13 protein-coding genes are annotated in these 12,181 nt (G+C 39.9%); 4 read left to right on the forward strand and 9 right to left on the reverse strand.

Annotation, left to right across the window (positions count from 1 at the left end; translation table 11 throughout):
* Positions 1–4: 4 nt before the first annotated feature.
* The 3 genes from BLV86_RS11730 to BLV86_RS11740 are packed head-to-tail and all read right to left on the reverse strand — an operon-like array spanning position 5 to position 3,459.
* Positions 5–1,246 carry a metallophosphoesterase family protein gene (locus tag BLV86_RS11730; protein ID WP_175456531.1) on the reverse strand — a complete coding sequence of 414 codons (1,242 nt, stop codon included), beginning with the start codon at positions 1,244–1,246 and terminating at the stop codon, positions 5–7.
* Between the two features lie 35 nt (positions 1,247–1,281).
* Complete coding sequence (locus tag BLV86_RS11735; protein WP_090817538.1) at positions 1,282–2,580, reverse strand: STAS domain-containing protein; 1,299 nt, start codon at positions 2,578–2,580, stop codon at positions 1,282–1,284.
* A 39-nt stretch (positions 2,581–2,619) separates the two neighbouring features.
* Positions 2,620–3,459 carry an SH3 domain-containing protein gene (locus BLV86_RS11740; protein WP_090817540.1) on the reverse strand — a complete coding sequence of 280 codons (840 nt, stop codon included), beginning with the start codon at positions 3,457–3,459 and terminating at the stop codon, positions 2,620–2,622.
* A 209-nt stretch (positions 3,460–3,668) separates the two neighbouring features.
* Here BLV86_RS11740 and BLV86_RS11745 point away from each other — a divergent pair, with 209 nt between their 5' ends.
* Entirely contained in the window at positions 3,669–4,217 is a 549-nt protein-coding gene (locus tag BLV86_RS11745) for a histidine phosphatase family protein (RefSeq protein ID WP_090817543.1), read from the forward strand.
* A 131-nt stretch (positions 4,218–4,348) separates the two neighbouring features.
* The gene (locus BLV86_RS11750; RefSeq protein ID WP_090817546.1) at positions 4,349–4,942 is read left to right on the forward strand and encodes a hypothetical protein; all 594 of its coding nucleotides are present in this window, start codon (positions 4,349–4,351) and stop codon (positions 4,940–4,942) included.
* 92 nt (positions 4,943–5,034) lie between these two features.
* Here the strand turns inward: BLV86_RS11750 and BLV86_RS11755 are convergent, their stop codons facing one another.
* Together BLV86_RS11755 and BLV86_RS11760 are read right to left on the reverse strand one after the other, a co-directional pair.
* Entirely contained in the window at positions 5,035–5,382 is a 348-nt protein-coding gene (locus tag BLV86_RS11755) for a type II toxin-antitoxin system HicB family antitoxin (protein ID WP_090817549.1), read from the reverse strand.
* A complete protein-coding gene (locus tag BLV86_RS11760) occupies positions 5,379–5,636 on the reverse strand; it encodes a type II toxin-antitoxin system HicA family toxin (RefSeq protein WP_090817552.1) in 258 nt (85 codons plus the stop codon). The genes BLV86_RS11755 and BLV86_RS11760 overlap by 4 nt, the downstream gene beginning before the upstream one ends.
* Before the next feature lie 245 nt (positions 5,637–5,881).
* Between BLV86_RS11760 and BLV86_RS11765 the strand changes: the two genes are divergently transcribed.
* Positions 5,882–7,153, forward strand: a complete 1,272-nt coding sequence (locus BLV86_RS11765; protein ID WP_090817555.1) for a hypothetical protein — start codon at positions 5,882–5,884, stop codon at positions 7,151–7,153.
* Between the two features lie 120 nt (positions 7,154–7,273).
* On the opposite strand, the gene BLV86_RS11770 is transcribed toward BLV86_RS11765, so the two are convergent.
* Positions 7,274–8,290, reverse strand: coding sequence for a TPM domain-containing protein (locus tag BLV86_RS11770; protein WP_090817559.1), 1,017 nt, complete (start codon positions 8,288–8,290; stop codon positions 7,274–7,276).
* A gap of 564 nt (positions 8,291–8,854) precedes the next feature.
* Between BLV86_RS11770 and BLV86_RS11775 the strand changes: the two genes are divergently transcribed.
* Positions 8,855–9,949 (forward strand): acyltransferase, encoded by a 1,095-nt coding sequence (locus BLV86_RS11775; protein WP_090817562.1) that lies wholly within the window; start codon positions 8,855–8,857, stop codon positions 9,947–9,949.
* A gap of 37 nt (positions 9,950–9,986) precedes the next feature.
* Here the strand turns inward: BLV86_RS11775 and BLV86_RS11780 are convergent, their stop codons facing one another.
* From BLV86_RS11780 to BLV86_RS11790, 3 genes are all read right to left on the reverse strand, one after another.
* Positions 9,987–10,895 (reverse strand): carbohydrate ABC transporter permease, encoded by a 909-nt coding sequence (locus BLV86_RS11780; RefSeq protein WP_090817565.1) that lies wholly within the window; start codon positions 10,893–10,895, stop codon positions 9,987–9,989.
* Positions 10,892–11,716, reverse strand: a complete 825-nt coding sequence (locus BLV86_RS11785) for an ABC transporter permease subunit (protein ID WP_090817569.1) — start codon at positions 11,714–11,716, stop codon at positions 10,892–10,894. Before BLV86_RS11785 ends, BLV86_RS11780 begins: the two co-directional genes overlap by 4 nt.
* Positions 11,717–11,827: 111 nt before the next feature.
* On the reverse strand, positions 11,828–12,181 hold a 354-nt coding region (locus tag BLV86_RS11790; RefSeq protein ID WP_139297915.1), incomplete at its 5' end, for a transposase.

Below are 12,181 nucleotides of genomic sequence, written 5' to 3' on the forward strand. Positions count from 1 at the left end.
GTTTTCACAGGTTGATCTCCAGTTGTCTTCCGCTGTATTTCGTATTCTCTGCCATCTCTTTCATCCATGGACCGTAGTTGTGATCCCACAATGCATCCAACATGTCCTTATAGTAAGGATCCGCCATTATCTCAGGGCGGTGATCGGCCAGGGAACCCTCCTCATAATAATCAAAAAATCGGAATATCAGTTCCTTGACCCCGTCCTTTTTCTTCCCTTTGAGGCCTCCACTATCCAAAAGCTCCGAAAAGACCTTGTCCATATATTGGTCACGTTCTTCTTCCAGAGGGCGAAGCTTTTCTAACACCTCTTTTCCATAAACATCAAGCTCCAGAGGATCCGCATAGTAAAGGATCTTATCATTTCCTACTGCAAGATTTCCCATGAGATGTTTCCCGGCAAAGGGCATGCCGCTCAGCACCTCCCAGAGTCCGTCCTTCTCCAGGATATACTGGGAATGCATATGCCCTGTTATGCAAAGCTTAACGCCACTCTTTACCAGGGTTTCCGTCAGATCGTCATTATGGATGATATTGGTTGCGGTTTCTTTCCCGGATGAGTTATACAAAACATTGTGATGTGAAAGAAAGACGATATTTTTACCTTTATATTTTTCCAGCATCTCCCGGAGCCAGCTCATGGTTTCAGGAGAGAATTCGCTCTGTGCACCCCGGGATAAGGCTTTGTCATCCATGGCGAGAAGCACTACATCCTTTGAGATATAGGTGTAGCTGAGCGACGCCGGATCTCTGTCAACCGGATCCAGAAGTCCGAAGTAAGCTTTCTCATATTCCTCATCATCCATCAGATCAAAATCATGATTGCCCGTAGTGATCACCAGAGGAATTCCAGCATCCTTTACCCTTTGAAGTCTTGATACAAGACCGGCCACATCCGCTGCTGATCCGCTGTTAGTATTGTCACCTGTCACGATGAAAACATCTGGTTTTTTAGCAATAACCTCTTCCACTATGGCATCTGTAAACTCCCCCGAAAGAGCTATTCCCGGAACATTAAGGTGATCTGCACTCTCCCGTTCCGTATAGTGAATATCAGAAATTATAAGCGCATGAAGACTTTCAGGATCAGACCATATGGGGTCACCTTTCATAGATTCCGTGACAACGATTATGTCAGAAGCATTGGAAGTATGAGCCGCTTCTGGAGATTTTTTTGCAAAGGAAGAACACCCCGTAAGAATAACGGTCAAAAAGATAATTAACAGTGATTCTGAAAGTGTTCTCATAAGCCTTACTCCTGACATATCAGTTCTTCAGCTTCTCAATCCTTCAAAAAGAACTGGTCAAAGCCGGTGGTTTCAAAAATTTCTCTTACCTCCTTACTTACACCCGTCATTTCAAACATATCCTTATCCTCCAATGACTTATACATCATCAAAAGGACACGCAATCCTGCGGATGAAACATAAGGCATGTGGCTTACATCCACATTTATTGCGGTGATCTTTCCTTCAGACTCCTTAAACTTCTTTAAAAGCTCCGGAGCTGTGATGGTATCCATTCGTCCCTGAATGTTTACATTAAACACACCATCCTTAAGTTCACTATCTACCCTAAATGGGAGATCTTTTTCCGAGTTAACAGAGCCGGAACTTCCGTTGCTCTCCTTTCCCTTATATTCCGGATCAAGGGTATATTTCCAGATATTTACATGCTTAATATTTTCACGAAGCTTTTCTATCTCTTCAGGTGACATACTATCAAAAAGATGAAGTTCAAAATCGTCCCGATAGTATGGTATCTTTTCCACCAAAAGACCTTCAGCCTTGGCAAGGGCTTCGATCTTTTCATAATCCACTTTTGAAAATCCGGCTCTTTCTTTTGCCTTTCCGTCAAAAACGTCTGAAGCATTTTTATGTATACTTGTATCAGACTGGCCGCTGAAACCTCTCCTTGCTGCAGCCAGCAGGTCATATGCCTTATCATCACCTGCAACCGCCTTGAAAACAGCCATATAGTATTCCTTTGTCTCTACATCCGCACTTAGCCAGCAGCCGCCCTTTTCGGAAAGGATACGGCGGATATTTCTCCTGAGCAGCAGTTTTTCATCCGGTGTCAGATAAACTGTTAGTCCCTCTGTTGCTATACAAACAGGACCATCGGCTTTATCAGCCGCAGCCTTCAGGCTTTCATAATTTGTAACGTCAACAATCTGAAAATCAATCTTCTTTTTCTGATCCTCATCAGTCATGGAATCAATTATCGGTGCAAAATCATTGATAACCGCAGGAAGGTCACAGCCGATATAATTCATACCCTTTTCGGTGAATTCAAACACCTTGGGCGTATAACCACAAGGCAGATCCAGAAGCGTCCCATATCCGCACTCCTCAATAGTTCTGTTCAGTGCAACATAACGAAGCTCTCTCACGATATCAGACGGACGGTTTATCATATCCTCCCTGTCAACATCATGAAAGATCTTTTCCTTTTCAACACCCATTTTTTCAAGTATGGCTAATGCTTTATCATATCCTGCATTGGCCAGAAGAATCAGTGTAGTGATAGCTGTGTTGGATGTTGGGTTCACTGCGATATTAATATCTTTTTCGTTTGACATAATGGCTCCTATATAACTATGTTTTTTTCTTCTTGGTTTTTATCTGTAGTAATAAACAGGTGAATACCCGTAAGGTACAAAGGCGATGGTATTTAAACCGTCATAGCATATGACCTGTGCTCCGGCATCCAGACTGAACTTACCATAATCGGCGGCGATAGAGCTCCAGGTATTGTTATTAACCATCACATAATCTACTTTCATATATGGTGGATTCCGTTCACCTGTAGGCGTATAATCATAAAACTCCACAGTTATGGAAGTGGGATCATTGGGAGTAACGTCTATAAACTCCATTAGGCTTTGATTAAAATATGTGCCGTAAACCTTCTGGGACGAATCTGTATAAAGCTGGACCAGGGATTTCATAACATATCCCTTCATGCCATTGTAGGTAACTTTATAAAAGCCATCATTTATGTCAGAGATTTCCGTAACCGTGGCTCCTTTAGGCATCTGTGTGTACGCAGGAGAAGCAGCTGTAGGAAGACTGCGAAGACTTGCAGATTCATTAACATTAGCAATGGTCCCAAAATGTCCAACTTCCGTATGTGGTTCCCTGTAATCCAGGTATTCCGCCAGAATGTAACCTATCATCCCATTGTAATCAACATACAGATAACCATTTCGGGCATTACCCAGATACTGAACACATGCGTATAACGGAACCTGAGTGATAACATCCGCATTAGTAGCCGGAGAATATCTCAGTGATACGCTTACCTCACAGTTAACAACATAGAGAAGGTAGCCCGGGGAAACACAATAGTCCGATGTTATATAGTACGGTGAATAATCTATCTCGTAGGGATACGAAACAACACCTGCTACCACGAATATGGAAACTATCAAAGCTAAAATCAGTTTGCGAAAATACATATGTCGCACCCCGCTTTCAAAATATCAAGACCGGTACATTGTCATTTCTAATTTTGCATAGACCGATACCGGATGAACATGGATTATATAAATAAACCGCCATAAAACACATAATCTTTAGGCGATATATATAGTTAGGTCGACTTGATTTATGGATTTTATAAATATAAGATGTATTAAGCAAATATTGGATCAAAAAGGAGCGCAGTATGGGAAAGTTATATTTTGTTCGTCACGGACAGACAGTATGGAATGTAGAGAATAAAATCTGTGGGGCCACAGACAGCCCTCTGACAGATAAAGGTCATGAACAGGCAAAAGTGGCTGCCGTGAAGATCAGGGAAGACATTGACAGCGGCAGGATCCATATTGATGAGATACTGACTTCTCCTTTATCAAGAGCCTATGATACAGCAGAGGAAATATCAAAAATAACAGGTATTCCAATGCGGGTAGAGCAAAGGCTTATAGAGCAGAACTTCGGCAAATGGGAATCTACCCCCAGGGATGGCGGCGACTTCAAGCTTGCAAAACAAAACTTTATAGACAGCTACGACGGAGGAGAATCCATGTTCCGCATGGCCCAGAGGATATATAATCTTCTGGATGATATAAAGAAGGAACCTGACAAGGTATATTTACTTGTTGCCCATAACGGCATCTCAAGATTTATCATGTCCTACTTCAGAGACATGACAAATGAAGAGTTCGCATCCTACGGAATCAAAAATGCAGAACTGAAGGAATTTGATTTCTAAACAATTGGATCCTTAGGCTTTTGTAACTGTATATCAGGTAAGGAAAAGAATTGAAGAATAATTTCAGTACTGATGGTAAAATAAATATGGTCTCAAAAGCGTAGTTTTGATTGTTTAAAATAGGAGCAGTTATGATCAGAAAAATATCTAGAATAGTGGCAGCAACAGCACTGATTGCACCGGTATTCGCGTTAAATTCTTTTGCTGGGCAGTGGCAAGGTGATTATTCCGGAATGACTCCTGCAATTTGTGAACAGTATAAGTCAATTGTCATGTCGGAGCATGCGGTTTCAAACGGAACAGGATATAAACTGTTCAACCTTGATAATGACAATATTCCCGAAATGACAGTAAACTATCCGGGTTATACACTTAAGATAGTTTCAAGTGACGGGACAAATGTATACTTTATTGCTACTGATGCTTATGGTAGTTACGATCTTCCTTATGGCGCACACGGAAGAGAATATACTTGTTATGAACGCTCCGGCCGGATCGATACAGGTGCCCGTATCGGCGCAACCTCAGTATTTGTGCCCGAATATCTTTACTACGATAAAGCTTTAAAAGCTTTTTGGCAAACCAATACTGCAATAGCTGTTGACGGATATCCAACAGAACTTTGCTATGATGATTTCTCCGCAGCAGAGATGTACAGAGACCTTGACCTTATTGCTCAGGGCAAACAGCCATTAGGTGGTGGTGGAGACTGGGCTGAAGGCTAAAGAAAGTCAAAATATTCAAGCCGGAGGACCACGTTCCTATAAGGGAGCATGTTCCTCCGGTCTTTCATTCAATTGAAGTTTATCCTTTTACATCAGGCCTGATTCAATGCCAGCTTTTCTTCTACTGCCTCTTCAATAAAGCTGTTTAAACTTTGTTGATGCTTAATGGCATAAATGGCGGCTCTTCGATGAATATCACTGTTTTTAAATCTGACATTAAGACTCCCCTTATAGGCAATTTCAGGCGTTGTTCCTTCCTCTGCACAGAGATTCAGATAGTCGTCAACGGCTGCATGAAAATCGGAAACAAGTTCAACAGCATTTGTACCTTCATATGAAATAAGAGAACGAATTCCCTGAACTTTTCCAAAGAATAATCCGTCTTTCTCAGAAAATTCAACACTTCCCACATAACCTTTGTATTCCATAATATTACTCATATCAAACCTTCCTGTTCTAACTGCTCAATAAGTTGCTTAATCTGATATTCCAAAAGCTCTTTTCTAGGATGCGGTTTATGTAGCAAAATCTTTGCATCATGTTCATCACTTATAAACATAACCCTGGAGCCACTGGTTTTCCCTTTATTGGTCCCGTAGTATGTTAAATATCCAAGTAATGATTCCGCCTCATCAAATGTGAAATCCTTAGGTATTGATTTAAGTTTACGAATTAGTTTTTCTTTTTGTCCCATGCGTTATTCTATATCCTTAATATAACATTATTAATTCTCTTTGCAACTATTTATAGTTGCGCTTTTAAAAAAATTTATCTTTGATTTCCATAAACCATAACACAACATGATTTAAATTCATATTGTCTATATTTAGACTATACAAATATTAGAAACAGTAAGTTATTTAACCGCTGTAGTTTGTTTTCTTATCTCTGTTGTGATAGAATCCTCCGGAATAATGATTGTTTGGAGAAATATTATAGATGATACTGGTTATTATTCTGCTGATTCTTATTCTTTTACTTATATTTGATCTTTTTCGCTACAACAAAGTTAAAGCAAATGCCTTCAGCGAATATGAATTAAAAAAAGCTGCATTAGAGGAAGCGAAAAAACTCGAATACAGCGATCCCTTTATAACCTGCGAGTACTGTGGAGCGAAGATTGATACACATAAAGATAAATGCTGTTCCAACTGTGGTGCTCCCTATGACCTTAATGAAGAATGGAAAGAAAGACATTCTCTAAAGGATTCCTTTATAAAAGACGGCACAGATGCCGTTAACGAAAAGCGCGAGAAAAAAGCTTTAGTCTGGAGTAACGAAATATTAAAGAGGATAAGACTTGAGATAATCATCATAGCGGGAATCACGGTTTCTATCATTGGCATGTCGATACTTGGTTACTATATTTACGATTACCACAGATACCGCAGAAATGAAGACGTAAATAAAGGCAGTTATCAAAACTTCGTGAAAGCTGAATACACGATATCCGGTGACGGTATAGTTTATGACAAAGACGGAGTCACGGTTTCCATCACAGATATATACGTGGATGCCGACCCTGTAAATGTTTTTGAGAATGATGGTAAACAGGCTGCCAAAATCGGATTCAGAGTACAGAACAAGCTGGGCAAAAACATTAACCTTGTCATAAAGTGCAGTGGTGTTAACGGTGTCTATTGTGAGCGGAGTTACATATATTCCTACGACTATTTCAGGAAAAATGCGGATGTAACTTTTTATGAGGAGCTTTTGTATCCAAAAGGGAATGACCTGTATGAACTGCTCTTCGATTACATAGAAGCCGGAGCCATGGATTATACCTACACCGGCAGACTTGATGAGCCGGTTTACATCCATACTACCGCACAGGAAACAAAGGATGAAATAGCCTTAGACGACAAAAAGCTTTTGTACTCCAATAAAGATCTTGATATTTTCGGCATGTACGATGACGATAAGTATGTGAACGGGCTTAAGCTCTACATCCAAAATAAATCCCGCAAAGATTATACACTGGATGACTATGAGCTCCGGGCAGACGGAGTAAACATCAAATCAGGAAAGTATCAGAACGGACTTATACCGGCGGGTTACATTTATGAATCAGACCGTATTCGCTCATACGATATAGATCCTGAAGAGCTAAAGAACAAAAAAGTCGAAATAGCAGTTTCTTTTTCTGATAAAGTGGAACACCTTAATGATTTCTCCACCGGGTTTATGGATGTGAGTGAGCTATACAAATAAGAAAAACTGAGCCACCGGTTACGGTTCACCTTCTCCGATTGCTCTTAAAATGAATACGGGGCTTCGCACAAAATTCAGTGCGAAGTCCCGTATTTCCTGTTATGTTACATTATCTCAAACTCACTCGTTCAGCCTGTATCCTATTGCCCCGCTTTTGGCTTTAATAGCAGCCCCGCAATGCGGGCAGCTGGTATGTATCCCGTGAATGTATACACCGTTGCAATACTCGCAGGTATCCTCCATAAGTGCATCTGTAGCGGAAGGACAGAGGGTTGCATTTTCCTTTAACTTTTCGTCCGGATCCTTTTTCTGCTTCAGAAACAGGATTATCATGGACAAGGGGATGCCGAGACCGATGCTTGAATGGAGTACCATAAACAGCAGCAATCCCGGATCTGCAGATGTCTTCATGCCGTTCTCGCTCACATAGTTAAATCCTTCGGTAAATGCTTCCTTTACCGTATATCTGGTTCTTGCCGTGAGGCATTGGTTAACGATTTCATTGAACTTATCGGTTAGTTTTTCTGTAAGGATACCGTCAGTATCATTGCCCTGCATTCCCTCGAAATACCAGTCCTCAAAGCCGGCAGCCAGGTCAGAAGAATAGACGATGAGCCAGTGCTTTTCATCCGGGAACAGATTTACATAACGGTCATATGCATAGTTTTCAAGGTCGTTGTAATAACCCTTCCATTCATTATTATTGACCGTGATGATCGCAGGCGTAATGCCGGTCTCATCACTGAAAACGGTCAGTTCATCATATAACTCCGTTTCTTCTCCGGAAGTAAAAACATCAATTCCGTCCTCTATGATCACTTCTGAGTTGTAATCCATGACAAGCTTTTTCGGTACATGGATTATCATGATATAAAATGGTATGGATATTGCGATCCATATTGCCATGAAGACTAACAGAAACGGTACCGGACTCTTCTCTTTTTGATATTTTCTGTCACTGTAATAATAATGCGGTTGTCCGGCCTTATAATATACGTATCTGTTTGTTCCCGGCATGTAATGGTCATATACACGGTGCGACGAGCTTCTTGAACCGGAATGTGAAGATGAGTGCGATGATGAATGTCCTCCGTGAGAGCCCCCACCATGGGAACCCCCTCCTGATGAATGCGGCATTTATTATTTCCTCTTTCTGACAAATCTGTATTTTTCTGTATAAATAAAGCAAATTAAAATTTTAAAAATCTTTGAGCTCCCCTATTGTACTCTTGTTTTCTTTTGGTGTCATTAATTCTTATGTTTATAAAAAAAATATATATGTATTTCGACCATCCAAAAAGACAGCTTCAATAAACCACCGGGGATGACTCCCAATTACGAGAGCCATCCCCGGTGGTTTTTAAAAAAAAAGGTATATTGATATTCAATTAATGCTTAATTTATAAGCCAGAATGATATAAGTAAGACCTTCGGCAGTCTTTTTAAACGGAATGATAAGTAAGCCATTCACAGCGAAACTCCTGTTCCGTTATTACCTCATGCCTGATCCAATGATGATTTTTCTTCAATAACTTCATGAAAATCTGAAACAAGCTGGTTAATAGCGTTGATTGATCGAAATCTTGATTATAATATACTCATATAGAATGTAAAAATTAACAAGGATGAACCATGGGAAGGTTATGTTTTGTTCATTACAGATATAAACTCTGAAGCTAATGGCTACGAAAAGGAGACGCTTTGAATACTTCAAATACAAATACCAGAGAATACGGAATAGATTTATTTCGAATCATATTAATGATGATCATTCCTATGATACATGTGATTGGCCAGGGCGGGATAATCAATGCTGCAGCACCTCTCTCCGCTACATATGAAATGTCATGGCTGCTGATGTCATTCTTTCTTGTAGCTGTGAATTGTTTCGTTCTGATCACGGGATTTGTCCATTACGAAAAAGAGACGAGATTCTATCGCCTTTTTACCCTGTGGATTGAGGTACTTTTCTATTCAGTGATCATAACAATAATTTTTAAGTTTATATATCCCGACGAGATTGGGTTGAACAATTTTTGGAAGAGCATCATTCCTACGTTTTATACAAAAGGACAGTTCAGCAGATACTGGTTCTTTACCGCGTATGCAGGCATGTTTTTACTGACACCTTTTATTAATCTCGGACTGAAAAAATTTAATAAAAAGCAGGATATTGCTATAGTAGTGTTGTTGTTTGTTGTTTTTTCCTTCCTGCCAACGATTTTGGGACAGGATTATGCATTTAATTTGAATCAGGAATATAGTGCGCTATGGTTTGTTGTTTTGTACTATATTGGTGGCATCATTCATAAATATGAAATTATAATAAAGATATCCGCATGCAAATGGATGCTGATCTATATTATCTGTATGCTTCTATCCTGGGGCATCAGATATGTTCTGGAAATGAATGGTATCATCGAAACCGGTTTTGAGTTGTATTCCTTTAACTGCTATTTATCCTCACTTAACCTAATTGGTGCTGTTGCGTTATTCTGCGCTTTTTCAAAGATTCGAATCACTCAAAAATCAGTTATTTCCATCATCAGATTTTTCAGCCCGGTATGTTTTGGTGTTTACCTGATCCATGATAATATGACTGTCTCATATTATTTACTTGTAAATAAATTTGGATTTCTGGCTCAACAGAACCCGGCGATGATGACTGTCGGAGTTATTGTCATTGGCTTTACAATATTTATTGTCTGCTCTCTGATCGACTGGATCAGAGAACTGATATTCAGAAGGTTAAAAATAAAGGAAAGGTTCTGTCGACTGGAAAGAAATTTTGACTGATACGCCATGATCATTAAGATAAATCGGGAAGCTCAGCTCATTTCCCTACACCTGCATTAAGTCCTCTGAGAAAATGCTTCCTGAAAAAAGGGTAGACCACTATTACCGGAAGAATTATCATGCTGGCTAGAGCCATCCTGAGAGATTCTGTTGGAACAGTATTCATTATAGCTCCACTTACGTTTTCATTTGACGTCAGGTATGACGCATTTTTTTCCATGTTATACAAAATATACTGAAGTGTGTATAGCCTGCTATGCGCAGAATCTGTATAGATGAGGTTTGCGTACCAGCTGTTCCAATATGAAAATGCTTCAAATATGCCAACTGTAAGCAGGATCGGCTTAGACATTGGAAGCACAAAACGGAAATACAATCTGAATGCAGAAGCCCCATCAAGTCTTGCTGCTTCCAAAACCTCCTCGGAAATATTCTTCATAAAATACGTCCGCATCACTATTATGTACCAGCTTGAACATGCTTCGGGGAGAATAAGTGCCAGTACAGAGTTTTTCATCCCAAAAAATTGTGTGTTGACAGCATAAGACGCAGCCAGTCCGCCACTAAAGAACATGGGAATCATAATAAACCAGATAAGAACCTTCCTTCGACTATAATCTCTGTTACTAAGCACATATGCCATGGTGCTGATTAAAAACAGGGAAAGTATCGTTCCTATCAGAGTCAGCACGAAAGTCAATCCGAAAGCTCTTGTTATATTGTCTGCACTTTTTATAATATAACTGTAAGCGTCCGTTGACCATTGCGCAGGCACAAACCTGTATCCATTTTTGGCAATTGAGTCTTCAGATGATAAAGATATAGCCAAAATCAGAATAACCGGTATGATCATGAATCCCGAAAAAAGGAGCATAAAAATGCTCAAAATAGCATTTGATCCTCTTCCTAATCCTTTGATGTAGCCTCCGGATTTTGAATTTATCATATAATTCCTCCCTCCGGGTCAATAAACGCAACTATACGGCTGGCAAGAATCAGCAATATACATCCGATTCCGTTTTGTATAAGACTGGCAGCCGCTGAAAAGCCATAATTTGTTTGTTCTATCAGTGCTTTGTAGACAAAAACATCAATAGTTTCGGTGGTGGCAAGTAACGATCCCGCATTACGTGTAACCTGATAAAACAAGCCAAAATCCGTAGAAAGAATATGTCCAAGATTCAGAAGCAAGAGCACCACAACCATATTCCTAAGCTGTGGTAAGATTACATATCGTATAACCTGACCTACCGAGGCTCCATCTATAGCAGCGCAGTCGTAAAGATCAGAATCAATTCCGCATATGTTTGCGTAATAGATGAGCATTGAATAACCTGAAGTCTTCCAGATATGTACTATAACGAGAACAAACGGCCAAATCTCAGGCTTGAGATAAAAGTTGCTAGAAGGTCTGCCAAGTTTTTCCAGGACATTATTAATGATGCCACGATCTGCAGACAGAAAAGCATAGACAAAGTAGCTAACTATAACCCAGGACATAAAATGTGGCAAAAGCATACATATCTGTGTAACAGACCTGACAAATCCTGAATGAATATAAGATAGTATAATAGCAAGGGTAACAGGAACAATTATCCCGAGGATAAGAAACACCAAATTATAAAGAAGTGTATTCCTGACTACTCTCATCATCTGCGGATTGATCATGAGAAACCTGAAATTAGATAATCCAACCCAGTCACTTCCGTGAAACAAGCTGTAAAAAAAGCTTTTCCCCGGCACAAGACGGTAACGCTTAAATGCCAAAGCTACTCCAAATATCGGAAAATAGCAGAACGCTATATACCAGATAACCGTGGGCAGAGCCAGAAGCAACAGTTCTATATTTAGTGTATGCTCAGTAACCGCCTGATTTTTTCAAACGGCTACCTCATAATAATACTTGAACCTTGAAAATATCAAAATCAATTTTTGGAACAAAGAAAGCCTCAGGAGGCAATCTAAGTTCATGGATATGATCGACAGGGCTATAGAGCTTCGACTTGTTTCTTCAAGCTTGGTCATGATTAATCCAAGACCATGACTATGTTTTGATAATGCAAATTTTCGCTCTACCTCAATTCTGTCAACGCTATCCACGTACTCTGTACGTTTATCGATTGAAACATTCTTCCCTGGTCTTCCTAAAGCCGGGCCTGCAAGTCTTATCCCTCGAGATTTACAATACGAAAGGTTTTCCCTATTTCTGTAAATCTTATCCGCAAGTACACG

The sequence above is a fragment of the Oribacterium sp. KHPX15 genome (genome assembly GCF_900107835.1).
Classification (GTDB): domain Bacteria; phylum Bacillota; class Clostridia; order Lachnospirales; family Lachnospiraceae; genus Oribacterium.